The 26,094-nt window shown below is 33.4% G+C and carries 23 protein-coding genes; 17 read left to right on the top strand and 6 right to left on the bottom strand.

Going from position 1 to position 26,094, the window contains the following annotated elements; all coding sequences use genetic code 11:
• Window positions 1-3: 3 nt before the first annotated feature.
• The gene (gltB, locus tag CXF54_RS01910; protein WP_101202219.1) at window positions 4-4,500 is read right to left on the bottom strand and encodes a glutamate synthase large subunit; all 4,497 of its coding nucleotides are present in this window, start codon (window positions 4,498-4,500) and stop codon (window positions 4-6) included.
• A 445-nt stretch (window positions 4,501-4,945) separates the two neighbouring features.
• On the opposite strand from gltB, the gene CXF54_RS01905 reads away from it, so the two are divergent.
• The 3 genes from CXF54_RS01905 to CXF54_RS01895 are packed head-to-tail and all read left to right on the top strand — an operon-like array spanning window position 4,946 to window position 7,522.
• Window positions 4,946-5,932, top strand: a complete 987-nt coding sequence (locus CXF54_RS01905; RefSeq protein WP_090837000.1) for an outer membrane beta-barrel protein — start codon at window positions 4,946-4,948, stop codon at window positions 5,930-5,932.
• Window positions 5,933-5,944: 12 nt separating this feature from the next.
• Window positions 5,945-6,283: a P-II family nitrogen regulator gene (locus CXF54_RS01900; protein WP_090836999.1), complete on the top strand. Its 339-nt coding sequence runs from the start codon at window positions 5,945-5,947 to the stop codon at window positions 6,281-6,283.
• 6 nt (window positions 6,284-6,289) lie between these two features.
• The gene (locus CXF54_RS01895) at window positions 6,290-7,522 is read left to right on the top strand and encodes an ammonium transporter (RefSeq protein ID WP_090836997.1); all 1,233 of its coding nucleotides are present in this window, start codon (window positions 6,290-6,292) and stop codon (window positions 7,520-7,522) included.
• A gap of 138 nt (window positions 7,523-7,660) precedes the next feature.
• Here the strand turns inward: CXF54_RS01895 and leuB are convergent, their stop codons facing one another.
• The 4 genes from leuB to CXF54_RS01875 are packed head-to-tail and all read right to left on the bottom strand — an operon-like array spanning window position 7,661 to window position 11,942.
• Window positions 7,661-8,779 (bottom strand): 3-isopropylmalate dehydrogenase, encoded by a 1,119-nt coding sequence (gene leuB, locus CXF54_RS01890; protein WP_101202218.1) that lies wholly within the window; start codon window positions 8,777-8,779, stop codon window positions 7,661-7,663.
• 10 nt (window positions 8,780-8,789) lie between these two features.
• Entirely contained in the window at window positions 8,790-9,380 is a 591-nt protein-coding gene (gene leuD, locus CXF54_RS01885; RefSeq protein ID WP_101202217.1) for a 3-isopropylmalate dehydratase small subunit, read from the bottom strand.
• A 1-nt stretch (window position 9,381) separates the two neighbouring features.
• A complete protein-coding gene (gene leuC / locus CXF54_RS01880) occupies window positions 9,382-10,764 on the bottom strand; it encodes a 3-isopropylmalate dehydratase large subunit (protein WP_101202216.1) in 1,383 nt (460 codons plus the stop codon).
• 2 nt (window positions 10,765-10,766) lie between these two features.
• Window positions 10,767-11,942, bottom strand: coding sequence for a 2-isopropylmalate synthase (locus CXF54_RS01875; protein ID WP_101202215.1), 1,176 nt, complete (start codon window positions 11,940-11,942; stop codon window positions 10,767-10,769).
• Window positions 11,943-12,091: 149 nt separating this feature from the next.
• On the opposite strand from CXF54_RS01875, the gene CXF54_RS01870 reads away from it, so the two are divergent.
• Together CXF54_RS01870 and CXF54_RS01865 are read left to right on the top strand one after the other, a co-directional pair.
• Window positions 12,092-13,636 carry a hypothetical protein gene (locus CXF54_RS01870; protein ID WP_101202214.1) on the top strand — a complete coding sequence of 515 codons (1,545 nt, stop codon included), beginning with the start codon at window positions 12,092-12,094 and terminating at the stop codon, window positions 13,634-13,636.
• A 244-nt stretch (window positions 13,637-13,880) separates the two neighbouring features.
• Entirely contained in the window at window positions 13,881-14,093 is a 213-nt protein-coding gene (locus CXF54_RS01865) for a PID-CTERM protein-sorting domain-containing protein (RefSeq protein ID WP_101202213.1), read from the top strand.
• Here CXF54_RS01865 and CXF54_RS01860 read toward each other — a convergent pair.
• A complete protein-coding gene (locus CXF54_RS01860; protein WP_101202212.1) occupies window positions 14,082-14,672 on the bottom strand; it encodes a riboflavin synthase in 591 nt (196 codons plus the stop codon). The genes CXF54_RS01865 and CXF54_RS01860 overlap by 12 nt on opposite strands.
• 66 nt (window positions 14,673-14,738) lie before the next feature.
• On the opposite strand from CXF54_RS01860, the gene pdxA reads away from it, so the two are divergent.
• The 12 genes from pdxA to CXF54_RS01800 all read left to right on the top strand — a co-directional run bounded on the left by pdxA (window position 14,739) and on the right by CXF54_RS01800 (window position 26,041).
• A complete protein-coding gene (gene pdxA / locus CXF54_RS01855; RefSeq protein WP_101202211.1) occupies window positions 14,739-15,785 on the top strand; it encodes a 4-hydroxythreonine-4-phosphate dehydrogenase PdxA in 1,047 nt (348 codons plus the stop codon).
• Window positions 15,786-15,857: 72 nt separating this feature from the next.
• Window positions 15,858-16,397, top strand: a complete 540-nt coding sequence (locus tag CXF54_RS01850) for a YceD family protein (RefSeq protein ID WP_090836981.1) — start codon at window positions 15,858-15,860, stop codon at window positions 16,395-16,397.
• A gap of 9 nt (window positions 16,398-16,406) precedes the next feature.
• A complete protein-coding gene (gene rpmF / locus CXF54_RS01845; protein WP_027879374.1) occupies window positions 16,407-16,607 on the top strand; it encodes a 50S ribosomal protein L32 in 201 nt (66 codons plus the stop codon).
• A 175-nt stretch (window positions 16,608-16,782) separates the two neighbouring features.
• Window positions 16,783-17,778, top strand: a complete 996-nt coding sequence (locus CXF54_RS01840) for a beta-ketoacyl-ACP synthase III (RefSeq protein ID WP_101202210.1) — start codon at window positions 16,783-16,785, stop codon at window positions 17,776-17,778.
• Window positions 17,779-17,810: 32 nt separating this feature from the next.
• Window positions 17,811-18,287, top strand: coding sequence for an acetyl-CoA carboxylase biotin carboxyl carrier protein (gene accB / locus CXF54_RS01835; RefSeq protein WP_101202209.1), 477 nt, complete (start codon window positions 17,811-17,813; stop codon window positions 18,285-18,287).
• Between the two features lie 85 nt (window positions 18,288-18,372).
• The gene (accC, locus tag CXF54_RS01830) at window positions 18,373-19,725 is read left to right on the top strand and encodes an acetyl-CoA carboxylase biotin carboxylase subunit (protein WP_090836975.1); all 1,353 of its coding nucleotides are present in this window, start codon (window positions 18,373-18,375) and stop codon (window positions 19,723-19,725) included.
• A 95-nt stretch (window positions 19,726-19,820) separates the two neighbouring features.
• On the top strand, window positions 19,821-20,492 hold the full coding sequence (locus tag CXF54_RS01825; protein ID WP_101202208.1) for a hypothetical protein: 672 nt from the start codon (window positions 19,821-19,823) through the stop codon (window positions 20,490-20,492).
• 26 nt (window positions 20,493-20,518) lie between these two features.
• Entirely contained in the window at window positions 20,519-22,405 is a 1,887-nt protein-coding gene (locus tag CXF54_RS01820) for a hypothetical protein (RefSeq protein ID WP_157823370.1), read from the top strand.
• Window positions 22,406-22,411: 6 nt separating this feature from the next.
• Entirely contained in the window at window positions 22,412-23,764 is a 1,353-nt protein-coding gene (locus tag CXF54_RS01815) for a hypothetical protein (RefSeq protein ID WP_101202206.1), read from the top strand.
• Window positions 23,765-23,786: 22 nt separating this feature from the next.
• On the top strand, window positions 23,787-24,899 hold the full coding sequence (locus CXF54_RS01810) for an NAD(P)/FAD-dependent oxidoreductase (protein WP_101202205.1): 1,113 nt from the start codon (window positions 23,787-23,789) through the stop codon (window positions 24,897-24,899).
• A 4-nt stretch (window positions 24,900-24,903) separates the two neighbouring features.
• Complete coding sequence (mtgA, locus tag CXF54_RS01805; protein WP_101202204.1) at window positions 24,904-25,587, top strand: monofunctional biosynthetic peptidoglycan transglycosylase; 684 nt, start codon at window positions 24,904-24,906, stop codon at window positions 25,585-25,587.
• Window positions 25,580-26,041 (top strand): 3-oxoacyl-ACP synthase, encoded by a 462-nt coding sequence (locus tag CXF54_RS01800; RefSeq protein WP_101202203.1) that lies wholly within the window; start codon window positions 25,580-25,582, stop codon window positions 26,039-26,041. The genes mtgA and CXF54_RS01800 overlap by 8 nt, the downstream gene beginning before the upstream one ends.
• Window positions 26,042-26,094: the final 53 nt, after the last annotated feature.

Below are 26,094 nucleotides of genomic sequence, written 5' to 3'. Positions count from 1 at the left end.
AATTTACGCTAATTCTAGTTGTTCTTGTTCTAATCTCACTAAGGCTTGTCTGTACTCTTCTGGTAACACTTTTTTAAACTTTGGAAGGTAGTTGTTCCAGTCTTTTAAAATACGTGCTGCTAATGGGCTTCCTGTTGCTTCAAAATGATTTTCGATTAATTGTTTTAGCTGAAGACTATCTGCTTCGTTTTCAATTGGATCGATATTTAAATCTTCCGAATTGCAATTCTGTTTGAACGTGCCTTTGTCATCTAATACATAAGCGACTCCTCCGCTCATTCCTGCTCCAAAGTTTCGACCTACAGTACCAAGAATAACAGCAACTCCACCAGTCATATACTCACAACCATGATCTCCAATACCTTCGACTACTGCTTGTGCTCCTGAATTTCTAACACAAAAACGCTCTCCAGCTTTACCATTTATATAAACTTCTCCAGAGGTCGCGCCATACAGTGTTACGTTTCCTGTAATGATATTGTCTTCCGGAATAATGGTGCATTTTTCTGGCACTTTAATAATTAATTTAGCTCCGGATAACCCTTTACCTAGGTAATCATTTGTGTTTCCGTGCACGGTAAATTTTAAACCTTTGGTTGCGAAGGCTCCAAAACTTTGTCCTGCAGAACCTGTAAAATCAATATCTATAGTGTCTTCAGGTAGGCCATCTGCTCCATAAATTTTCGAAATTTCGTTACTTATAACTGCTCCAACTGCTCTATCTATATTTGTGATAGGCATAGCTAAGTTTGTTTTTTGTCTTCTAAATAAAGCTTGATGTGCCTGTTTTATGATTTTAAAATCTAAGTGCACATTTAAGTTATGGTCTTGACAATACGTATTGTATAGTTGTACATCTTCAGCGACTTCTACTTTGTGTAAGATTGGTGTTAAGTCAATTCCTGAAGATTTATAATGGTCTATGGCTTTGTTTCTGTTTAGTTTTTGAGATTGTCCAACCATTTCGTTGATGGTTCTAAACCCTAGTTTTGCCATAATCTCACGTAATTCTTGTGCTACAAAATACATGTAGTTAACAACGTGTTCTGGTTTTCCTTTAAACTTTTTACGTAAGTCTGGGTTTTGAGTTGCAATTCCGACTGGGCATGTGTTTAAATGACACACACGCATCATAATACATCCTGAAGCTACTAAAGGTGCTGTTGCAAAACCGAATTCTTCTGCGCCAAGTAAGCAAGCAATAGCAACATCGCGACCTGTTTTTAATTGTCCGTCACATTCTAAAACTACACGATTTCTAAGGTCATTCATCACTAAGGTTTGCTGTGCTTCTGCAACACCAAGTTCCCAAGGTAAACCTGTGTGTTTTTGTGAAGTTAAAGGCGTTGCTCCTGTTCCTCCATCAAAACCAGCAATTAAAATAACGTCTGCTTTTGCTTTAGCAACTCCTGCTGCTACTGTACCAACACCAATTTCTGATACTAGTTTTACATTAATTCTAGCTTCTCTATTTGCTGATTTTACATCGTAAATTAATTGCGATAAATCTTCAATCGAATAAATATCGTGATGTGGAGGAGGTGAAATTAATCCTACATAGGGCGTTGAATTTCTTGTTTTTGCAATTTCTGGATTCACTTTTGGTCCAGGTAATTGTCCACCTTCACCAGGTTTTGCACCTTGTGCTATTTTTATTTGAATTTCGCTTGCGCTTGTTAAGTAGTTGGAAGTGACTCCAAAACGTCCTGAAGCGACTTGTTTGATTGCTGAGTTTCTCCAGTCTCCTTGTGAGCTTTTGTAGAAACGTTCTTGGTCTTCTCCACCTTCACCAGAATTAGATTTTCCTCCAATTCTGTTCATAGCAACCGCTAAGTTTTCGTGTGCTTCTTTACTAATAGAACCATAAGACATGGCTCCGGTTTTAAAACGTTTTACAATTTCTGTCCAAGGTTCTACTTCCTCTAAAGGAATTGGGTCAAATTGATCAAACTCAAACAAACCTCTAATAGTCATTAAGCTTTTAGATTGATCGTTTACTAAGTCTGAAAACTCCTTAAAGGTAGATGCTTTATTGGTTCTTACCGATTCTTGAAGTTTCGCAACTGTTAGAGGATTAAACATGTGTTTTTCTTGTCCACGTCTCCATCTGTAATCTCCACCAACTTCAATTTGTGGTTCTGTATTTTTATGAAAAGCCCTTTTGTGACGTTTAACAATTTCTTGTTCAATTTCTCTTAAGCCAATACCTTGAATACGTGTTGGTGTATTTGGGAAGTATTTTTCGACTGTCGAGGTTTTAATTCCGATACATTCAAATAATTGAGAGCCACGGTACGAGTTTAAGGTTGAAATCCCAATTTTGTTCATCACCTTTAAAATCCCTTTTCCAACTGCTTTATTGTAGTTTTTAATGGCAGCTAAATATTCTAAATCTGTAAGATCTGCATTGTTGATTTGTTGTTGAACAATTTCATTTACAATGTATGGGTTTACAGCACTTGCGCCATAACCAAATAATAAAGCAAAATGGTGTACTTCACGAGGTTCTGCGGACTCAATAATTAAACTGATTCTAGAACGCTTTTTTAATTTGTGTAAGGCGTGATTGACGTAAGAACAGGCTAAAAGCGCAGGAATTGGTGCGTGATTTTCGTCTACAAATCGATCTGATAGAATAATGATGTTTGCACCTTCGTCAATAGCTTTAGAAGCTTTAGTGACTAAGTTTTCAAGTGCGACTTCCAGTTCATTTAATCCACGATTTACTTCGTATAACATCGAAATAGATTCGACTTTAAAATCAGGATTAGTATCATAATCTCTAATCTTATCTAAATCGTGTTTAGAAATAACCGGATTCTGAATTTTTAATTTTTTACAATGTTCCGCATTGATATCAAATATATTGACGTCACTACCAAGCGTTAAGCTTATATCTGTAATTAACTCTTCTCTAATTCCATCTAAAGGCGGATTGGTAACTTGAGCAAATAATTGTTTGAAGTAGTTATAGATTAATTGTGGTCTTTCTGATAAAATAGCAATTGGCGTATCGCTTCCCATGGATCCAATAGGTTCTTTCCCTAATTGTGCCATCGGACGAATAATAGTATTTAAATCTTCTTCTGTATAGCCAAAAACAACTTCACGTTTTTTAAGATCAATTTCATCATATTTTATATGGCCTTCTTTGGCTTCAATATCACGAAGATGGACTAGATTTTCGTTTAACCATTGCCTGTAAGGATGTTTGGCTGCTATTTCTTCTTTGATTTCTTCATCATTAACAATACGACCTTCGCTCATGTTTACTAAAAACATTTTTCCTGGTTCTAAACGACCATGGAATTCTATGTTTTCTGGAGCAATGTCTACAACACCAGTTTCGGAAGACATAATAACGTTTCCTTGTTTTGTTACGGTATATCTTGAAGGACGTAATCCATTTCTATCTAAAACAGCACCTATAAAATTACCGTCTGTAAATGGGATTGAAGCCGGTCCGTCCCAAGGTTCCATTAAGCAGGAGTTGTATTCGTAAAACGCTTTTTTAGAATCCGACATGTGTGGGTTTTTTTCCCAAGCTTCGGGTACTAACATCATCATTGCTTCTGGAAGCGAACGTCCCGTCATTAATAGTAATTCCACAACCATGTCTAGGGTTGCAGAATCTGATTTTCCTCTTAAAATAGTAGGGATTATCTTTTTAATATCATCTCCAAATAATGGGCTTTCCATGATTTCTTCACGAGAAAACATGCGTGATACATTGCCTCTAACGGTGTTTATTTCTCCATTGTGACAGATGTATCTAAAAGGCTGTGCTAAATCCCAAGTTGGAAATGTGTTGGTAGAAAAACGTTGGTGTACTAATGCTAATCTTGTGTCTAAAGCCGAGTTAAATAGGTCTAAGTAATATTCGTTAATATGTTCCGGCATTAATAAGCCTTTAAATATTATGATTTTAGTAGATAGACTTGGTAGGTAGAAGAATTGTGATTCTGATAATTTAGAGTCATATATAGTGTGTTCTGCAATTTTTCGTGCAGCATATAATTTTATGTTGAATTCTCTTTCGGTTTGGGTATCGCTAGCCTTTCCGATAAAAATTTGCTTTACAAAAGGTTCTGTTACTTTTGCAATTTCACCTAAAACAGTACTATTAACTGGTACGTCTCTCCAGCCAATTAATTTAAGGCCTTGATTTTGGATTTCTTTTTCAAAAACATCAATACAGTATTGACGTTGGTTTTCTTTTTTAGGAAGAAATACATTACTAACTGCGTATTCTCCAGATTCAGGTAAATCAAACTCACAGAAAATCTTAAAGAATTTATGCGGAATATCAATTAATATACCTGCGCCGTCTCCTGTTACTCCGTCTGAACTTACAGCACCACGGTGTTCTAATTTTACTAAAATTTCAAGTGCTTTATGGATGATGTCGTTAGATCGTTTTCCTGTTAAGCTACATATAAATCCTGCACCACAATTATCGTGTTCAAATTCTGGTAAATAAAGTCCTTGTTTTTTTAGCATAATAAGTCAATTTTAAAGGCTTTTTGGGCCTTATTACAACTGTAAGATACACGCTAGTAATTGAATTTAAAAAAAGTATAAACACTTTTCCGAAATTCTGATTTAGACTATTATATAATACACTATAAACAATTTTATACTGATTAAACTAACAAATCATCAAAGCAAAAAACACAGTAAATAGGATTGTTTATTGCGAAAACGATTGCGTAAAATATAAAAAACTGAACAATATTTAAATAAAACGTGAATTTTATAAGAATTGTTCATTATCGGCAATGTGAGATTATTAAAAAAAGCACAAGTATTTTGTGATACCCTATAAAAAACAGGGGGTAAAATAGAATTATAATAAAAATGAGTTAGTAACCCTATGTTTTTTAGGGGTTAAATTTTTTTTAACATAGATTTGGGATATTAACCAACCAATTTAATACCAATTTTTATGAAACAATTACTGACCCTATCGCTTCTTTTGGTTGCAACAACTTTGTTTGCTCAAGAGGATGCTAATACACCAGAAAAAAAGTTTGCTTTTGAAGGTAGTGTGGATGCATACTACAGAACCAATTTAACAGCGCCAAATGATGAAAATCAAATTGCACCTGCAACATCTTTTGCCGATACGGGTGGATTTTCTTTAGGAATGGGAAATATTATTGCATCCTACGAAAAAGGACGTGTTGGAGCTGTTGCGGATTTAGTCTTTGGGCCAAGAGGTGAAGCTGCAAGTGCAACAGTATTAAATCAGTTGTTTGCTTTTTATAACATTAGCGAAAACACAAAATTAACCTTAGGTAAGTTTAATACGTTTTTAGGTTACGAAGTTATTGCGCCAGCAGGAAACTTTAATTATAGTACTTCTTATTTGTTTTCTAATGGACCATTCTCTCATACGGGTTTGAAAGCAGACTTTACTTTGTCAGAAGATTTTAGCTTAATGTTAGGAGTGTTTAATCAAACGGATGTTACGGAGTTTAATCCAGACGGAAGTTATGCAGTAGGTGCGCAACTAGGATATGATGGTCAGTATTTAAACTTATTATATGATGCTGCCGGTTTAGGTTTTGAAGTAGATTATACTGGAGGTTTTGATGCCTCAGAAGACTTTTTTGTTGGGATCAATGCAGCGTATGCGGATAATGATGGTGAAGGATTTTATGGCGTGGATTTGTATCCTCAATATGGTATTAGTGACACCTTTACTATAGGATTAAGAGGGGAATATTTTCAAACACAAAGCGAATCTGTAGATGATGATCCAAGTGTTATTGGATTAACGCTTACTGGAAGTTTGGTTATTGACGAAGATTTAATTATTAAACCAGAATTTAGACTTGATAGTAGTTCTGAAGACGATTTTATTGATACAGATTTAATGGCAACAAAAAGCTTAGGTTCTTTTGTTTTGGCAGCGATATATAAATTCTAATAAAAATTAATTATGAAAAAAGTAGAAGCAATAATCAGAAAATCTAAATTTTCTGCAGTTAAAAATGCATTGCATGAAGTTGGCGTAAATTTTTTCTCTTATTGGGATGTTACAGGTTTAGGTAACGAAAAAGAGGGGCATGTTTATAGAGGGGTTTCTTATAGTACAAGTGATATACAAAGACGCTATTTATCAATAGTTGTTAATGATGATTTTGAAGAAGTAACCATAAAAGCCATTTTAGAATCAGGTTCTACTGGAGAGGTTGGTGATGGTAAAATATTTGTCTCACAAATTGATGAGGTCTATAGAATAAGAACAGGAGCAAAAGGCGGAAACACTTTAAAATAAAAAACAATGGAATTACTTACAATAAACAATGTATGGATGATGATCTGTACAGCCTTAGTTTTCTTTATGCATTTAGGATTTGCATTTTTAGAGATTGGGTTAACACGACAAAAAAACACATTAAACATTTTATTTAAAAACATATTTATTATTACGGTAGGTCTATTGCTTTACTGTTTAGTAGGATTTAATTTAATGTATCCTGGTGAATTTAATGGGTTTATAGGATTTGCTGGTTTTGGATTAGATGCGCCAGTAACAGCAGAAGGTGCTTTAGATTTGGCATATAATGAAGGTTATACATATTGGACAGATTTCTTATTTCAAGGGATGTTTGCAGCAACAGCAGCAACTATTGTGTCTGGAGCAGTAGCAGAACGTATGAAGATTGGACCTTTTATGATTTTTACAATAATATATGTTGGATTAATATATCCAATTGCTGGTTCATGGAAATGGGGTGGTGGATTTTTACAAACACTAGAAACTCCTTTTTATGACTTTGCAGGATCTACATTAGTGCATTCTGTTGGTGGATGGGCTGCATTAGTTGCGGTGTGTTTGTTAGGGTCTAGAATTGGTAAATTTAAGAATGGAAAAATACAAGCTATTCCAGGACATAACATTCCTTTAGCTACAGCTGGTGTGTTAATACTTTGGTTAGGTTGGTTTGGATTTAATGGTGGTTCTGTATTATCTGCAGACCCGTCTTTAACATCATTAACCTTAGTAACAACTTGTTTGGCAGCTGCCAGTGGAGGTGTTGTTGCAGCTTTTGTGTCTTTACTTAAGTTTAAAAACTTGGATTTAACGATGTTTTTAAACGGAATTCTTGGAGGATTAGTTGGGATTACTGCGGGAGCAGATCAGATGAGTCCTACTGATGCTATAATTATTGGAGCAGTGGCAGGTGCAATTATTGTGTTTGCAGTGTCTTTAATTGATAGGTTAAAGTTAGATGATCCTGTTGGAGCTATCGCGGTACATTTAGTATGCGGTATCTGGGGGACTTTAGCTGTTGGTCTTTTTGGGGAATTAGCTAGTGGTGCACAGTTTGTAAGTCAGCTTATAGGTGTGGTTTCTTATGCTGTTTTGTGTATAGTATCGTCGTTTTTAATTATTTATACATTAAAGAAAACAGTTGGAATTAGAGTTTCTGAAAAAGAGGAATTGGAAGGACTTGATGCTCATGAGCATGGTATGGATGCGTATCCAGACTTTAGATTAAATGAACATTAAGCTTTAGTTAATTTGTTGGAAAAACCTGAAAACATTTTGTTTTCAGGTTTTTTTTTATGTCTAATTTTAAATAGTATAAAGCAAAAAAAAGCTCAGCAATTTAATTGCTGAGCATGTTTTAGACTAACAAAAACAGTGTTAAATAATCGTAGATTGTCCTAAGTGAATATTATTGAAATTAATATTCGTGTCATTTGGGTTACTTATAAAATCGGCAATAAAATCTCCAACCTTAGAGGTAGAGACATTAGTGTAGGATGCGTTTAAATCTGGCGTTGTAATTTCTAGTTTTAAAGATTTTTCAACACCTTCTTTAATTAGATTGGCTTCTTCGTGAAGGTCAAAATGCTCTAAAAGCATTGCTGCGCTTAATATAGATGCAATTGGGTTTGCAATCCCTTTTCCTGTTGCTTGCGGGTATGATCCATGTATAGGTTCAAACATTGCATATTTGTCACCAATGGAGGCAGATGCTAGTAATCCAATAGAACCGCCAATTACACTAGCTTCGTCACTTATAACGTCTCCAAATAAGTTTTCGGTTAAAATAACATCAAACTGTTTTGGATTTAAAATCATTTGCATGGCAGCATTATCAACAAATAAAAAATCTAAGGTTACATCTGGGTAGTCCTTTGCTAAATCGGTAACGACTTTGCGCCATAATCTAGATGTTTCCAAAACATTAGCTTTATCTACTAGTGTTATCTTTTTCTTTCTGCTTTGCGCGTTTTTAAATGCTAAATGTGCGATACGTTCTATTTCGTATTTAGAATATTCGCATAAATCAGACGCTGTATTTCCGTCTTCACTTAAATATTTTTTACCAAAGTAAATTCCGCCTGTCAATTCTCTGTAAATACTAATATCTGTTCCCTCTATAATGTGTTGTTTTAGAGGTGATTTATCTAAAAGCATATCATACGCTTTTACAGGTCTTATGTTTGCGTACAAACCAAGTTCTTTTCTAAGTTTTAGTAAGCCTTGTTCTGGTCTAACTTTTGCTGTTGGATCATTATCGTATTTAGGGGCTCCAATAGCTCCAAACAAAATGGCATCACTAGATTTGCACAAATCTAAGGTGTTGTCAGGTAATGGGTTGTTGTGTTTGTCAATTGCCTCTGCGCCAACAGGAGCTTCTTTAAATAAAAAGGTGTGATCAAATTCTAAAGCAATAGCTTTTAAAACTTTGATTGCTTGATTAGTCACTTCTGGACCTATACCGTCACCAGGTAAAACTGCTATGTTTAATTTCATAGTATAATTATTAGTATGTTTTTTTGGCTTCAAAAGCCGAAATAGTTTCTTTTTTACTTAATAAATAGTCAATATCATCATAACCATTAATCATACAGGTTTTTTTGTAAGCATCAATGTCAAAAGCTTCCTTAAAAGAAGTGTCTTTTACGGAAATAATTTGCTCTTCAAGATTAACTTCTAAAATAGTCTCTGGATTTTCTGTGGTAACGTCTAATAGTACTTTTAAAAATTCTGCTGAAACTTGAACAGGTAATAGCCCGTTATTTAAGGCGTTTCCTTTAAAAATATCCGCAAAAAAACTTGAAACAATAACTTTAAAGCCGTAATCACTTAAAGCCCAAGCTGCGTGTTCGCGACTAGAGCCGCAACCAAAATTATCTCCCGCAACTAAAATGCTTCCTGAGTATTTAGGGTTGTTTAAAGAGAAAGACTCATTTACTGAATCATCTTTATTAAATCTCCAATCTTTAAAAAGGTTGTCTCCAAAGCCTTTTCGGTCTGTTGCTTTTAAAAATCGAGCAGGAATTATCTGATCTGTATCTATGTTTTCTATTGCTAACGGAATAGCTTGAGATTGTAATGTTGTAAACTTTTCCATCTTAATTTAGTTGTTTTGTTATGTCCACAATTTTGCCTTCAATAGCGGTTGCAGCTGCAACTAAAGGGCTGGCTAAAATAGTTCTAGAGCCTTGTCCTTGTCTTCCTTCAAAGTTTCGGTTTGATGTTGAAACACAATATTCGCCTTGCGGAATCTTATCGTCGTTCATAGCTAAGCAAGCGGAACAACCCGGTTGTCTTAGCTCGAAGCCGGCTGCGTCAAATACATCTTTAAGACCTTCTTTTATAATTTGAGCTTCTACTTGTTTACTACCAGGAACTAACCAAGCGGTAACATTATCAGCTTTTTGTTTTCCTTTTATGTAGTTTGCAGCTACTCTAAAATCTTCAATTCTAGAGTTGGTACAGCTTCCAATAAAGACATAGTTAATAGGTTTATTGATTAAAGATTCTCCTTTTTTGAAATCCATGTATTGTAAAGATTTTTCAAAAGAAGCATCGTCTATAGTTGGTATGTTTTCAGTCACTTTAATTCCCATTCCTGGGTTGGTACCATAAGTTACCATAGGTTCTATATCTTCCGCGTCAAAAGCATATTCTTTATCAAAAACAGCATTTGCATCCGTTGGTAGTGTTTTCCAATAGGCTACTTTTTTGTCAAAAGCATCTCCTTTTGGCGCAAATTCTTTATTCTTTACATAGTCAAAAGTGGTTTGGTCTGGGGCAATCATTCCGCCTCGAGCGCCCATTTCAATACTCATATTACAAACGGTCATTCTGCCTTCCATGGACATGTTTTCAAAAACATCTCCCGCATATTCGCAGAAGTAACCTGTGCCTGAGTTTGTGCCTAATTTGGCAATGATGTATAAAATAACATCTTTTGGTAATACGCCATTTTTAAGTTTACCGTTAACAGTCACTCTTAAGCTTTTTGGCTTAGTTAAAAGTAAGCATTGACTAGCAAAAACCTGTGCCACTTGACTGGTTCCAATACCAAAAGCGATGGTTCCAAAAGCACCATGTGTTGAGGTGTGACTATCTCCGCAAACCATTGTCATTCCTGGTTGGGTAATTCCTAATTCTGGAGCCATAACATGGACAATCCCATTGTATTGGTGTCCTAGTTGGTAAAGTGTAATATTGTTTTTTTTGCAGTTTTCAGATAGTTGTTCTAATTGATTTCTAGACAATAAATCTTTAACTGGCAAGTGTTGGTTTTGTGTTGGCGTATTATGATCTGCAGTGGCAACAATTTGTTTTGGTCTAAAAACAGGAATGTTGCGTTCTTCTAGCTCATTAAAAGCTTGTGGACTGGTCACCTCATGTATTAGGTGTTTGTCAATATATAATACTTGTGGTCCGTCTTTAACGGTCTCTACAACGTGAGCATCCCAAACTTTGTCAAATAATGTTAGTCCCATAATTAAGCCGAAATTATTTGTTGATACATTTTGCTAGTTTCAATAATCTGGTGGATATCACCATCATTTATTTCTTTTTTTCTATCGGCAAAATTTAAAAAGTTGGCATAAACATCATCTAATTGAAGCTTAGTTAGTTCGTAACCCACATTTTTTGCTCTGTATGCTAAAGCGGCACGACCACTTCTGGCGGTTAAAACAATTGCAGATTCTGTAACACCAACATCTTTAGGATTGATTATCTCGTATGTTTCACGGTTTTTAATCACACCATCTTGATGTATACCTGAGCTATGTGCAAAAGCATTAGCGCCAACAATGGCTTTATTAGGTTGCGTGTAAATACCCATGTTTTCTGATACTAATTGACTAAGTCCGTAAAGCATTTCGGTTTTTATACTAGTGTCTAGGTTTAGGTAAGGGTGCTGTTTTAAAACCATGACTACTTCTTCAAGCGCAGTGTTACCAGCACGCTCTCCAATTCCGTTTATGGTACATTCTATTTGTCTTGCTCCGTTAATAACGCCTTCAATAGAGTTGGCAGTTGCTAGACCTAAATCGTTATGGCAATGACACGATAAAATGGCTTTTTCAATTCCTTTAACGTTCTCTTTTAAATATTTAATTTTTGCGCCATACTCACTAGGTAAACAGTATCCTGTAGTATCTGGGATATTTAGTACTGTTGCTCCGGCTTTTATTGCAGCTTCGCATACTCTTGCTAAATACTCGTTGTCTGTACGTCCGGCATCTTCAGCGTAAAACTCGACATCTTCAACAAAGGATTTAGCATATTTTACAGCATCGTAAGCACGTTGTATAATATCCGCTTTGTTAGATTTAAATTTATGAAGTATGTGGGAGTCTGATGTGCCAATTCCTGTGTGGATTCTTGGGTGTTTAGCATGTTTTAATGCTTCGGCAGCTACTTTTATGTCGTTTTCTACAGCTCTAGTTAAGCCGCAAACGGTAGCATTTTTTACGATTTTTGATATTTCTTCTACCGATTTGAAGTCACCTGGACTAGAGACGGGAAAACCTGCTTCGATTACATTAACACCTAGTTGGTCCAATTGCTTAGCAATAATTACCTTTTGCTCTGTGTTTAGCTTACATCCTGGCACTTGTTCGCCATCACGTAGAGTAGTATCAAATATTTGAATTGAGTTTTTTGACATTTTAAGAGAGAATTATTTTTCTTTTGAATTACTAATGTATACTTTGGTTAACTGTTATAGATGTCTGTTATTTGTGATGTTACGATGTTCAGTCTTTGAAAACAATATTAATTAGTTGATAATCAGTATTTTAAATTAATAATTAGTTGATGACTAAAGCCCAAAAAGATAATTTGTTTTTATTAGTTAAGTCTTTAACTAAGTCCGAAAAGCGACAGTTTAAGCTGTATGTTGGAAGGCTTGGGGTTAATTCTGATTCTAAATTTTTAAACCTATTTAATCTTCTTGATAAGTCTAAAGTGTATGATGAAGCTGCTATTATTAAAAGTGGTGTGGTTAAAAAACAGCAATTAGCAAACGTTAAGGCGCATTTGTATAAGCAGGTTTTGATTAGTTTAAAATTAAACCCATCCCATCAAAATATACGCTCTCAAATTAGAGAGCAATTAGATTTTGCTTCAATATTGTATCATAAAGGGTTGTATAAGCAAAGCTTAAAGATCTTAGATAAGGCAAAAGAATTGGCTATTTTAAATGAAGAAAAAAACTTAGCATTTGAAATTGTTGAACTTGAGAAAATAATTGAATCACAATATATTACCAGAAGTATAGGTAGTCGTGCAGATCAGTTAACTGTGCAGGCTAAGGAGTTAAGTGAATTAAATGTAATAACTAGTAAGTTGTCTAATTTGTCTTTACAGTTATATAGCATAATATTAAAGACAGGTTATGTTAAAAACGAAGCAGAAAGTAAAGCAGTAACTACATATTTTGAAGACAGGCTTCCTGAGGTTGATGTAGCTAAGTTAGGATTTAGAGAAAAGCTTTGGTTTTATAAAACGCATTTATGGTATAGTTTTTTAATGCAGGATTTTTTAAACTGTTATAAGTATGCCTTAAAATGGGTGGACTTGTTCTATGAAAACCCAAGCATGATTAGTTTAAATCCAGTATTCTTCCTAAAGGGAAATAACTATTTGTTAGAGGCTTTATATTTTATTAAAAACAAGCCTAAATTTGTTGGTAAGCTATCTGATTTTTATGCTATTGTAGAGCGTCCTGATTTTCCTAAGGATGAGAATGTGGCTTCTTTGGTGTTTTTATATGGTAATTTTCATAAAATAAATCAGTATTTTATAGATGGAAGCTTTGAAAATGGTCTTGGTTTAATTCCAGAGGTAGAAGCTGATTTGATGGTATATTCTAATAAGATTGATGCACACCATAAAATGGTCTTTTATTATAAGTTTGCCAGTTTGCATTTTGGAGCGGGTAATAATAAGGAGTGTATTAGATATTTGGATAAAATTATATCAAACAAGTCTTTATCTATGCGAGAGGACTTATTATGCTTTTCTAGAGTTTTAAATTTAGTTGCGCATTATGAGGCTGGTTTAGATTATCATTTAGAAACCTTATTGCGTAGTACTTATAAGTTTTTAATAAAGATGAATGATTTGCACGAGGTGCAAAAAGAAATGATAAAGTTTATTAGAGGGCTTCAGGATATTTACCCTCAGGATATTAAAAGGGAGTTTAAGAAACTTTTAGAAGTCTTAAAACCTTTTGAAGATCATCCATTTGAGCGTCGTGCATTTTTGTATTTAGACGTAATCTCTTGGCTTGAGAGTAAAATTAGTAATAGACCGGTAGGTCAGATTGTAAAAGACAAATACCTAGATTTACATGGTTAAAAACAGTTTATTTAAGCTGCTAACTTGTGATTTGCACTTGATTTTAGCGTTTTTGATAGTTTGGAACTGTTTTTGTATTACAATAAATAGAGATTGATAAAGCCTTCGTTGAATGGGCGAAAACATATCGAAATCGGCATTTCATCGATAAAAAAAGCGTTTTAAAGAGGTTTTTTAAGAAAAAAGCGTTTTAAAAGTTTTGATAGCTTAGTTTTTTTCATACATTTACACTCTCAAATCAAGCATGAAGACAATAAAAACATTAATAGTAAACGTTTTATTTTTATTAATAAGCGTAGTTGGTATGGCCGATTCTGGACCACCACCACCTTTAGAAAACGGAGCGCCACCTGCACCAGGTCTTCCTATTGATGGAGGTCTCGTAATATTGGTTGTGTTAGGTCTTGTATACGGTGTGTATAAAGTAGTGTCTTCTAAAAAATTATTAAAGGCTTAATTCGTTAAGGCGCTTTACGTATTTTCCAATGACATCAAATTCTAAATTTATTTTTGTCCCAATTTTAAATTGTTTAAAATTAGTATGCTCATATGTATAAGGTATGATAGCAACACTAAAGCTGTTTTTTTGAGAATTAACAACCGTTAGACTAACTCCGTTTACAGTAATAGACCCTTTTTCTATGGTTATATTATTTAGTTTTGGATCGTATTCAAAAGTATATAACCAACTTCCATTAGTGTCTTTTGCTTCTATACAAACAGCTGTTTGGTCTACGTGACCTTGTACAATGTGACCATCTAGTCGGTCACCAAGCTTCATGGCGCGCTCTATATTAACAAAATCATTTATTTGTAAATCACCAATATTAGTTTTGTCTAAAGTTTCTTTAATGGCAGTAACTCTATATTGGTTATCATTGATTTCGACAACAGTCAAACAAACACCATTATGTGCAACACTTTGATCTATTTTTAATTGGCTAGATATAGTGCTTTCAATAGTAATATCTAAATTATCTTTTATAGTTGATAATTGTTTGACCGTACCCAGTGTTTCAATTATTCCTGTAAACATAAACTTAATGGTATTATTTAGTTAAATTTGCTTTGGTAAATTTACAAACAATAGTTAGTAGAATTAATGAAGAAAGAAGAAAATATTAAACTAGGAATTTCTATAGGAGATTTAAACGGTATAGGAGCAGAGATTGTTTTAAGGATTTTTGAAGACAATAGAATGTTAGATTTTTGTACGCCTATTATTTTTGCCTCTATCAAAACAATGAGTTTTGTTAAAAACCATTTTAATTTAGATATTAACTTAAACGGGATTCAAAATGTTAGTCAAGTCCTGCATGGACGTGTTAATGTTTTAAATTGCTGGAAAGAAAATGTTGCTATTAATTTTGGACAAGAAGATCTAAAAATTGGAGAGTATGCAATTAAGTCTCTTGAACAGGCTACTAAATCTTTAAAGGAAGAAGAAATAGATCTTTTAGTTACTGCTCCGATTAATAAACATAATATTCAATCCGAAACCTTTAAGTTTCCTGGTCATACAGATTATCTTAATCAAGAATTAGAAGGCAATAGTCTTATGTTTATGGTTTCTGATGGGTTACGCGTTGGTTTATTAACGGATCATGTTCCTGTAAAGGATATTGCAATGCATATCACACCAAAACTGATAGAAGAAAAAATTAATACAGTTTACAATTCGCTTAAGCAAGATTTTCAAATCGACAAACCTAAAATTGCAGTTTTAGGCATTAATCCACATACAGGAGATAATGGTGTTATTGGAACGGAGGATGATACCGTTTTAAGACCAACACTTCAAAAAATAAAGGACTCTGGTAAGCTAGTTTTTGGTCCATATGCGGCAGATAGCTTTTTTGGATCGAACAATTATAAAAATTTTGATGCAATAATTGCATCATATCATGACCAAGGATTAATACCTTTTAAAACATTATCTTTTGGGCAAGGTGTAAATTACACTGCAGGTTTAAACAAAGTAAGAACATCTCCAGACCACGGTACAGCCTATGAGATAGCTGGAAAAGGTGTAGCTGATGTTGGTTCTTTTAAAGAAGCTATCTTTACAGGAATACAGATTTTTAAAAATAGAATCGAGTATCAAGAGCTTACTAAAAACCCATTAGGATTTTCAAAAAGAAAGATATAAACAAAAAAATGTTTATAAGTCTTTATAATAAAGAATTTTTTATATATTTGCAGGCTCAAAATAGATGTGGTAATGAAGCAATTAAAAGAATTTACAATACCATTTGTAGGTTTAAAAGAAGGAAAACATCTTTTTGATTATAGTATAGATCAAACGTTCTTTAATCACTTTGAGTATGAAGATTTTAACTCATGTGATATTAAAGTAAATTTAACTTTTGTAAAAAAATCAACTTTACTAGAGTTAAATTTTGAAATTTCGGGAACTGTAAACGTCAATTGCGATGTTACAAATGAGCCTTTTGACTTACCAATAGAAACTAGTTTTGATTTGGTAGTTAAATTTGGAGATGAATATAATGACGATTATATTGATATATTAATCATTACTCATGGAGAGTATGAAGTTAATATACAACAGTATATTTATGAGTCTATTGTATTAGCATTGCCAAGTAAGCGCATACATCCAGGAGTTGAAGACGGAACATTAGATTCTGATATACTTGACAAATTAGATGAGCTTAGCCCAAGGCTAAAAGATAAAAAAGAAGACAAAGAGGAGACCGATCCTCGTTGGAATACATTAAAAAAACTATTAACGGATAAATAATAATATAAAATGGCACATCCTAAAAGAAAAATCTCGAAAACAAGAAGAGATAAGAGAAGAACACATTATAAAGCAACTGCGCCACAAATTGCAACTTGCCCAACAACTGGTGAAGCTCATTTATACCACAGAGCGCACTGGAGTGAAGGAAAACTTTACTACAGAGGTCAAGTTTTAATTGACAATTCAGTAGAAGAAAACGTAGCATAATACTATGCATGCATATAGAAAAACGCTCACTTGTGGGCGTTTTTTTTATGATTTGTTTTTCTTTACGTTAAAAAGCATTTACTTTGCATAGAAATAGTCTAAAAAAGACTAATTTTATTATAATTAAGTCAATTTAGGTCGTTTTTGACCTTTTTTTGACTAAAATAACTAAAATATGAGCAAAATCTCTGCTGCAATAACTGCTGTTGGTGGTTACGTACCAGACTATGTTTTGTCTAACAAGGTTCTAGAAACACTTGTGGATACAAACGATGAATGGATTACATCAAGAACAGGAATTAAAGAGCGTAGGATTCTTAAATTAGAGGGCGAAGGAACATCATACCTAGCCATTAATGCAGCTAAAGATCTGCTTAAAAAACAAAATATAGACCCTAAGGAAATTGACTTAGTCATTGTTGCAACAGCAACACCTGACATGCTTGTTGCTTCTACAGCTGTTTATACAGCTACAGAAATAGGCGCAACAAATGCGTTTGCATACGATCTGCAAGCAGCGTGTTCAAGTTTTCTTTATGGACTATCTACAGCAACAAGCTATATAGAATCAGGACGTTATAAAAAAGTCTTATTAATAGGAGCAGATAAAATGTCTTCTATTATTGATTATACAGACCGTTCTACATGCATCATTTTTGGTGATGGAGCTGGTGCCGTATTGTTAGAACCTAATACGGAAGGATTAGGGTTGCAAGACGAGTACTTAAGAAGTGATGGTTCTGGAAGAGATTTTTTAAAAATTGAAGCAGGTGGATCAATTACACCGTCTTCACAAGAAACCATAGACAATAAACAACACTTTGTGCATCAAGACGGACGTACAGTGTTTAAATTTGCGGTTTCAAACATGGCGGACGTTTGCGAAAAAATAATGCAACGTAACAACTTAACTAATGATGATGTATCATGGTTAGTGCCACACCAGGCTAACATGCGTATTATAGACGCTACAGCTAAACGAATGAATTTAGAAGACGATAAAGTCTTAAAAAATATTCATAGATATGGTAATACAACTTCTGCAACATTACCATTACTACTTTATGATTTTGAATCTAAACTTAAAAAAGGAGACAATCTAATATTTGCTGCTTTTGGAGGTGGATTTACGTGGGGATCTATTTATTTAAAATGGGCCTACAACTCTTAAACTAACTAAAACTAAATTAATAACTTATAATTATGGATTTAAAAGACATTCAAAACTTAATTAAATTTGTTGCCAAATCTGGTGCAAGTGAAGTTAAATTGGAAACTGACGACGTAAAAATTACGATTAGAACCGGTTCTGATACAGAAACAACTTACGTTCAGCAAATGCCAATGCAGGCCCATATGCCAATGCAACAAGCAATGCAGCCAGCACCGGTAGCAGCAGCTCCAACAGAAGCAGCTCCAGCTGAAGACGAAAATTCAAAATATATTACTGTAAAGTCTCCTATTATTGGAACATTTTACAGAAAACCATCTCCAGATAAACCATTATTTGTAGAGGTAGGACAGACTATAGCAGAAGGAGATGTACTTTGTATTATCGAAGCTATGAAATTGTTTAACGAAATAGAATCTGAAGTATCAGGTAAAGTCGTTAAAATATTAGTGGACGATTCTTCTCCTGTAGAGTTTGATCAGCCATTATTTTTAGTAGACCCATCTTAATTTTAGATTGTTAGAGATTAAAGTATGTATAATAAGTGCTTTAAAATCGAATAATCCCATCGTCTAATTATCTAATTTAAAAAAGATGTTTAAAAAAGTATTAATTGCCAATAGAGGAGAGATAGCATTACGTGTTATCAGAACCTGTAAAGAAATGGGCATAAAGACAGTTGCAGTATACTCTACTGCGGATGCTGAAAGTTTACACGTCAAATTTGCTGACGAAGCAGTTTGTATTGGACCAGCAGCTAGTAGTGAGTCCTATTTAAAAATGTCTAATATTATTGCTGCAGCAGAAATTACAAACGCTGACGCGATACACCCAGGTTACGGATTTTTATCTGAAAATGCTAAGTTTTCAAAAATCTGTGAAGAACACCAAATTAAATTTATTGGTGCTTCAGAAGATATGATTAACAGAATGGGAGACAAGGCTAACGCCAAAGCAACAATGATTGCTGCAGGTGTACCTGTTGTTCCAGGAAGTGAAGGTGTAATAGAAACTTTTGAAGATTGTATTAAAGTTGCCAAAGAAACCGGTTACCCAGTAATGCTTAAGGCGTCTGCAGGTGGTGGTGGTAAAGGTATGCGTGCGGTTTGGAAAGAAGAAGATTTACAAAACGCTTGGGAGTCTGCTCGTGCAGAATCTAAAGCTGCTTTTGGAAATGATGACATGTACATGGAAAAACTTATTGAAGAGCCACGTCACATCGAAATCCAAATTGTTGGAGATAGTACAGGAAAAGCCTGTCATTTATCAGAAAGAGATTGTTCTATACAACGTCGTCACCAAAAGTTAACAGAAGAAGTGCCTTCTCCTTTTATGACAACAGCATTACGAAAAAAAATGGGTGAAGCAGCTGTAAAAGCAGCAGAATACATTAAATATGAAGGTGCAGGAACAGTTGAGTTTTTAGTAGATAAGCATAGAAATTTCTATTTTATGGAAATGAATACGCGTATCCAAGTAGAGCACCCAATTACAGAGCAAGTTATTGATTTTGACTTAATCCGTGAGCAAATATTAGTTGCCGCAGGTGTGCCAATTTCTGGTAAAAACTATTTACCACAACTACACTCAATAGAGTGTCGTATAAATGCAGAAGACCCGTTTAACGACTTCCGTCCTTCTCCAGGTAAAATAACAACATTACATGCGCCAGGTGGTCATGGTGTTAGATTAGACACGCATGTTTATGCAGGTTATAGTATACCTCCAAATTACGATTCAATGATTGCTAAGTTAATTACAACTGCGCAAACACGTGAAGAAGCAATTAATAAAATGAAACGTGCTTTAGATGAATTTGTAATTGAAGGTATTAAAACAACAATTCCTTTTCATAGACAATTAATGGATCATCCTGATTATAGAGCGGGTAATTATACTACTAAATTCATGGAAGATTTTGTCATAGAAAAACAAATAGAAGAATAAAACAAAACTAAAAACTCCGAAATCTCTTTCGGAGTTTTTTTTTACTACAAACAAAAACAATAGTATATTTGATTACTTAAACAATAGCCTTGAAAATGCGTAACTATTTTAAATTCTGTATTTTAATAATTAGCTTTTTATCTATAACGTCTTGTTTTGAGATTATTGAAGAAATAGATCTTAAATCAGATGGTACAGGTACAATGACCTATACGCTTAACTTAAGTAAAAGCAAATCGAAGTTAGCATCTATAATGTTGTTAGACTCTATAAATGGATATAAAGTGCCTTCTAGAGCAGATATTCAAAAAGGGTTAGAAGATATTGTTTCAGAACTAAATAAAGCTGAGGGCATCTCTAATATCAAGAAAACTGCCGATTATGATAATTTTGTATTTTCAATACAATGTGACTTTAATTCGGTGCAAAACATTAATAAGATTTCTAATCAGATTTCTAGTAATCAAAAAAATAAAGCTATAAAATCTTCGTATGCATTTGATGATAATAGTGGTGTGTTTAAAAGAAAGTATACACATTCCGAAGACGTTACAAAAGCATATAATAAGCTTAACACAGAAAACAAAAAAGTGTTTGATGATGCCTCTTACACTGTAATTTATAGATTTGAGAACGAAGTTACTTCTCAAAACAACCAAAAAGCTAAAATTTCTAAATCAAAAAAAGCAGTCATGCAACGTGTAAGTGCTATGGATGTAATCAATGGTACAGGTGATTTTAGTACTCAAATTTTATTAAAAAAATAATCCTTAAACTAACAACCAATATAGTAATGAAAAAATTATCATGCCTAATCATGCTTTGCCTTTCGGTAGTTGCAGTAGCACAAAACACAATATCTAAAATACCTAGTGATGCTTCTATTGTAGCGACTATTAAAGGAAAAAATCTACTGCAATTAATTTCTATGGAAGAGATTAATAACTCTTTTGTAGGTATTGAAACGTTAAAAGAAATGTCTAGAAAAAACAGCGACTTTAAATCTTTAGAGGACTTTGGTTTTAATTTAGGAGCGTCTTCACATTACTTTTTTCAAGCAAATGATAGTATAAATTATAACGCTTTTATTGTCCCTATGAAGGACGTTAATAAATTTGAAGCCTTAGTATCGTCGCAAGGTAAAAAAGAGATAGTTAGTCAAAACGGTGTTAGAACAATTCAGGGACAAAACGAAAGCGCAATCTTTTGGGATGCTTCAGCTTTAGTTGTCGTGGACGCATCAATGAATAATTATTTTTTTCAAGATAAAACCGTAATGGCGCGTTATGGTCTTAAATCTGAATCTGCGGAAGCATACGATGAAGAAGAAACGATTGTGGAATCAACAGAAGTATATGAAGAGGAAGTAGAGGAAACAGTTATAGAGTCTACAGAAGTGTCTGAAGAAGTATATGAAGAAGAAGAAATAGAAGAAACGGTTATTGAGTCTACAGAAGATTACAACGATAACGATGACAACTATAGTTATTACGATGTGTATGATGCAAATAACAAAATAAAGCGAGAATTATCTGAAAATTGGGCTACATTAAAGGCAATACAAATTTTAAAGCAATCACCTAATCGCTCGATCTTAAAAAATAAATCTTACTTAAAAAGTTTAGATGACAATGCAGAAGCAACATTGTGGGTACACGATTTTGGCCAGTTGTATTCTAATGTTTTAGGGGGGGTATATTTTAGCGAGTTAGCCGGATTTGATTTAGGTCAGATGTATGCTAACAATGGTTTAAGTGCAAAGTTATTACTTGAAAACGACAGAATGGAGCTTAGTACTAGCTACAGAATGTCTGATCAAATGGCGGAGAGCTATAAGAAAATGACCTCTAGAAAGCTTAATAAAAAGTTTTTAGACTATGTTAACGAAGATAGAATGATTGGTTACATGAGTTATGCTATGGATACAAAAGCAACATTAGAAGAGTATCCTATAATTTTAAAGTCTATTTATAAAAACATACCATATTACGGAGAAGAAGCTGTTTTAGGACTTGATATGTTTTCTTTATTATTGGATGAAGCAGCAGTTGGGGAGGTGTTAAATGGTGATTTATTATTTTTATTATCTGGTATCTCTAAACAAGAAGTAACGTATACGACGTATGATTATAATGATGATTACGAATATATCGAAGTTGAAAAAACTAAAACAGAAACAATTCCGGACTTTTTATTAATGGCATCTACTGAAGATTCTAGCATGTTTACTAAGTTAATAAAGTATGCTGTAAATAAAGAGATGGTGACTTTTGATAATGGTTATTACACTTTTGTAATTCCAAAAAGCCCATTATCATTGCACTTTGTAATTAAAGATGGTATTGCATTTTTAGGAACATCAAAAGCTGAAATGAGAAAAATAACAACGGGTACTTTTGATGCTAAGTTATCTTCTAAACATAAAAAAAGGATGTTAGATAATAGCACTTCATTATTTGTAAGCGCAGAGCAGTTGGCTTCTCAATTACCAATTGAAGAAATGGGGCTTGACGGAAGCGGAAAGTTAGAGTGGTTTTTAAATACGTCTGAGGATGCTTATATGACGGCTTCAAAAATAAAAGGTAATACCGTTGAGACTAAGATGGTAGTTGGTGTTCCTGGATCAGAAAAAAATGCATTAAAGTACATTTTTACTATTATCGATAAATTTGCAAAGTAATAGGTAATGAAGTTTAAAAAAATATTAAAAAGAGCAGCCATTAGTATTAGTGTGCTGCTCTTAATTTTTAAAGGTGTTTTAATGTATCGTGATTATACGTCCTATAAAGATGTGATACATAAAAATGCCAATCAAATTGTAAAAGTTAGAGTAGATGGGATCTTTCAATCTATTGCTTTTAATGCGATTAAAAACCCGTCGTATTATTTAAAAAAAGATTCAAAAAAAGAGTCTGAGGATGATAAAAAATCTGATGATAAAGGCGTTTCTGTTCCTGCAAACCTATTTTTGTATACTCTAAATAATTACTCAAAAACAACTGTTTTTACGTCGTTTAAAATTTCAGATTCTTCAGCATTTAAAAACTTTATTACTTCTAAATTTCAGTTTAAAAATTTTAAATCATCCCAAACTATTACGACTGCATTTACAAAAGACAAAAAAATGCAAATTGGTTTTAATGCTAAGCAATGTGTTGTTGTGTTTAGTCAAAATCAAGAGGATGTTAACCTTGTGTTTGAAGACCTTCTTAATAATGGTATTACATTGGATCAATCAGATCAGAAATGGTCAAAGCTTAAAGCAGCGACTGCGCATGTTAATTATATCACTAAAAATAATAACTTAAATTTAGATTTTAAATCAGGACAATTGTTAATAAATGGCAACTTTATTTTACCAGAATATTTAGATGTGCCCAAAGTAATTATTGCAAGCAAATTTTCTAGTGATGCTAGTATTACACTTGATTTAAATGCAGTGTCAACGGTTAATTATGTGTCTTTTAAACATAAAGATTTTACGGTGCAAACAGATAGTTTAAGTGCTTATTTTAAAGGGTATTTAGGTGTAGAATTAGCAAGAAAAACGACACAAATAGATTCGGTAATTACATATCAATTTAATGATGATTTTGAAAAAGTAGCAACACAAACTGCTGTAGAAAAAGAAGTGCCAGAAATTAATATTCAAATGTCTACTCAAGGGACAAAACTATATAAGTATTTAAAACAGGTAGGTATTATAAACACTAATAGGATTAGTAAAGACTTATTTCCTTTATATCAATTTAATGTAGACAGTACAACTAATGGTTTGCTTTTAAGCACAGGTGATACTCGTGTTTTTGAAACCAAAAAAATAGAACCATTAAAGGTTTTGGCATTAACTGTTGATTTTAAAAAACTACAGGAGCAAAATCACTTTCCAATAGCGTTTAATTATATGGATAAACTGTTAACTTTAAAGCTTAATGGAATTAGTAATCACGAGGAAACAATTGATGTAAGTGGTGAAGTCAATTTAAAAAATAAAGACATTAATGCGCTTGCTCAGTTTTTTATTAATCAGAAAGAATAAACAAATTTAGTACCTTACTAAAATGACATTAAGTTATTGGGAAATAAAATCATGGCTAACCAACGTAGATTATACTATTGTTGGTAGTGGAATTGTGGGTTTAAATTGCGCACTGCAATTAAAAACACGCTTTCCAAAAGCTAACATTTTAATTTTAGAGAAAGGAACTTTACCTCAAGGAGCAAGCACAAAAAATGCAGGTTTTGCTTGTTTTGGAAGCTTGTCAGAAATTGTAGACGATCTTAAAACACATACAGAACAAGAGGTTTTAGATTTGGTGCAAAAACGCGTCAAAGGATTACAAAAATTAAGAGACAATCTTGGCGACAAAACCATAGATTACCAACAACTAGGAGGCTACGAATTGTTTAATACTAGCGATGATTTATTTGAAACCTGCTTAAAACAAAAAACGTTGGTTAATAATTTATTGAAACCTGTTTTTGGAGACAACGTCTTTAGTTTAAAAGACAACACCTTTGGTTTTAATAACATCAAGAATCACTACTGTTTTAATCAATATGAAGGACAAATAGACACAGGTCGTATGATGGAGGCTTTATTGCAAAAAGCGCTGTTAAAAGGCATTAAAATACTTAATAATGTTTCGGTGTCTAATTTTTCAGAAGATGCAAATGCTGTTAAAGTTGAAACTAATCAATTTAGTTTTTCGACTTCAAAATTATTAATAGCTACAAATGGCTTCGCTTCAGTTTTAAATATTCCGGAAGTTAAACCAGCAAGAGCGCAAGTTTTAATTACAAAGCCTATAAAAAACCTTCATATTAAAGGTACGTTTCATTTGGATGAAGGGTATTATTATTTCCGTAACATCGATAGTAGAATACTATTTGGAGGTGGCCGTAATCTAGATTTTAAAGGCGAAGAAACTACAGTGTTAACCCAAACGGACTTAATTCAAAACACATTAGAATCACTTTTAAAAACAACTATCTTACCAAACACGCCTTTTGAAGTAGAACATCGCTGGAGCGGAATTATGGGCGTGGGTAGTCAAAAAAAACCAATAGTAAAGCAACTTAGTAATAATGTGTTTTGTGGCGTACGTCTTGGTGGTATGGGAGTAGCGATAGGTAGTTTGATTGGAGAAGAATTAGCCAATCTTATAGAATAAAAGCATGCATAATATTTTCAGGTTTATTGCTAAAATACTCGTTTGGTTTGTTATTATAACAGTTGGGATAGTTGTGTTTTACAAATGGGTACCGGTACCAATAACACCTTTAATGGTTATTAGATATTTTGAAAAAGACAGTCCAAAATTATTGAATCACGATTGGGAGCCAATAGAAAACATATCCAAAAATTTGCAGTTAGCAGTTATTTGTAGCGAAGATCAAAGTTTTTTAAAACATACAGGGTTTGACTTAAATGCAATTGAAAAAGCGTACGAAAACAATAAAAAAGGAAAACGTGTTAAAGGCGGAAGTACCATAAGTCAGCAAACAGCAAAAAATGTATTTTTATGGCCACAGCGTAGTTGGTTACGTAAAGGTTTAGAAGTTTATTTTACGTTTTTAATAGAGACCATTTGGGATAAAGAACGTATTATGGAAGTCTACTTAAATAGTATAGAAATGGGCAACGGTATATATGGCGCAGAGTCGGCAGCTCAATATTGGTTTAAAAAACCAGCTTCAAAATTATCAAAATTAGAAGCCTCTGCTATAGCAGCAATATTACCCAACCCGAGAAAATATAAAGCAAATCCGGTGACTAATTATATAGCATCTAGAAAAAGTTGGATAATGACACAGATGAATTTTTATGGTACTTTAAATTATAAAACGGAGGATGAATAGCACAGTAAAGATTAAACAAGCATTGCATGATAGTTGCGCTTTGTTTACAAAAAATAGGCTGGATACCATAAATAAAACAATTTCAGAATTACAAGAATCCTTAACCTCTGAGACTAAAAGTAGTGCTGGTGATAAGCATGAGACTGGGCGAGCTATGGTGCAGTTAGAACGCGAAAAAGCAGGACATCAATTAGCTCAAATCCAAAAAGTAAACCAGTTACTAGTCAAAATAAGTACAGAAAAGACCTCTAAAATTATTGGCTTAGGTAGTGTTGTTTATACTACAAAATCCAATTATTACATTGCTATAAGTGCTGGAGAGCTAGAGGTTGACACTCAAAAATTTTATGCAATTGCAGCCAATACGCCTATTGCACAATTGCTTTTGGGTAAAACAATTGGCGATGATATTGTTTTTAGGGAACAAAATTTTTCAATAACAAATGTTAACTAACGTCTAAATCAACAATTTTCGAGGTATCTTTAGTAAAATTGAATTAGAAAAAA

This window comes from Olleya sp. 1-3 (assembly GCF_002836085.1).
GTDB classification, from domain to species: domain Bacteria; phylum Bacteroidota; class Bacteroidia; order Flavobacteriales; family Flavobacteriaceae; genus Olleya; species Olleya namhaensis.
Note: the sequence above shows the minus strand (reverse complement) of the source record. Positions and strands in the feature narration are given on the sequence as shown.

Excerpts from the sequence above, each read along its gene's own strand:
- gltB (WP_101202219.1), bottom strand. The coding sequence starts at position 4,500 with ATGCTAAAAAAACAAGGACTTTATTTACCAGAATTTGAACACGATAAT.
- CXF54_RS01905 (WP_090837000.1), top strand. The coding sequence starts at position 4,946 with ATGAAACAATTACTGACCCTATCGCTTCTTTTGGTTGCAACAACTTTG.
- CXF54_RS01900 (WP_090836999.1), top strand. The coding sequence starts at position 5,945 with ATGAAAAAAGTAGAAGCAATAATCAGAAAATCTAAATTTTCTGCAGTT.
- CXF54_RS01895 (WP_090836997.1), top strand. The coding sequence starts at position 6,290 with ATGGAATTACTTACAATAAACAATGTATGGATGATGATCTGTACAGCC.
- leuB (WP_101202218.1), bottom strand. The coding sequence starts at position 8,779 with ATGAAATTAAACATAGCAGTTTTACCTGGTGACGGTATAGGTCCAGAA.
- leuD (WP_101202217.1), bottom strand. The coding sequence starts at position 9,380 with ATGGAAAAGTTTACAACATTACAATCTCAAGCTATTCCGTTAGCAATA.
- leuC (WP_101202216.1), bottom strand. The coding sequence starts at position 10,764 with ATGGGACTAACATTATTTGACAAAGTTTGGGATGCTCACGTTGTAGAG.
- CXF54_RS01875 (WP_101202215.1), bottom strand. The coding sequence starts at position 11,942 with ATGTCAAAAAACTCAATTCAAATATTTGATACTACTCTACGTGATGGC.
- CXF54_RS01870 (WP_101202214.1), top strand. The coding sequence starts at position 12,092 with ATGACTAAAGCCCAAAAAGATAATTTGTTTTTATTAGTTAAGTCTTTA.
- CXF54_RS01865 (WP_101202213.1), top strand. The coding sequence starts at position 13,881 with ATGAAGACAATAAAAACATTAATAGTAAACGTTTTATTTTTATTAATA.
- CXF54_RS01860 (WP_101202212.1), bottom strand. The coding sequence starts at position 14,672 with ATGTTTACAGGAATAATTGAAACACTGGGTACGGTCAAACAATTATCA.
- pdxA (WP_101202211.1), top strand. The coding sequence starts at position 14,739 with ATGAAGAAAGAAGAAAATATTAAACTAGGAATTTCTATAGGAGATTTA.
- CXF54_RS01850 (WP_090836981.1), top strand. The coding sequence starts at position 15,858 with ATGAAGCAATTAAAAGAATTTACAATACCATTTGTAGGTTTAAAAGAA.
- rpmF (WP_027879374.1), top strand. The coding sequence starts at position 16,407 with ATGGCACATCCTAAAAGAAAAATCTCGAAAACAAGAAGAGATAAGAGA.
- CXF54_RS01840 (WP_101202210.1), top strand. The coding sequence starts at position 16,783 with ATGAGCAAAATCTCTGCTGCAATAACTGCTGTTGGTGGTTACGTACCA.
- accB (WP_101202209.1), top strand. The coding sequence starts at position 17,811 with ATGGATTTAAAAGACATTCAAAACTTAATTAAATTTGTTGCCAAATCT.
- accC (WP_090836975.1), top strand. The coding sequence starts at position 18,373 with ATGTTTAAAAAAGTATTAATTGCCAATAGAGGAGAGATAGCATTACGT.
- CXF54_RS01825 (WP_101202208.1), top strand. The coding sequence starts at position 19,821 with ATGCGTAACTATTTTAAATTCTGTATTTTAATAATTAGCTTTTTATCT.
- CXF54_RS01820 (WP_157823370.1), top strand. The coding sequence starts at position 20,519 with ATGAAAAAATTATCATGCCTAATCATGCTTTGCCTTTCGGTAGTTGCA.
- CXF54_RS01815 (WP_101202206.1), top strand. The coding sequence starts at position 22,412 with ATGAAGTTTAAAAAAATATTAAAAAGAGCAGCCATTAGTATTAGTGTG.
- CXF54_RS01810 (WP_101202205.1), top strand. The coding sequence starts at position 23,787 with ATGACATTAAGTTATTGGGAAATAAAATCATGGCTAACCAACGTAGAT.
- mtgA (WP_101202204.1), top strand. The coding sequence starts at position 24,904 with ATGCATAATATTTTCAGGTTTATTGCTAAAATACTCGTTTGGTTTGTT.
- CXF54_RS01800 (WP_101202203.1), top strand. The coding sequence starts at position 25,580 with ATGAATAGCACAGTAAAGATTAAACAAGCATTGCATGATAGTTGCGCT.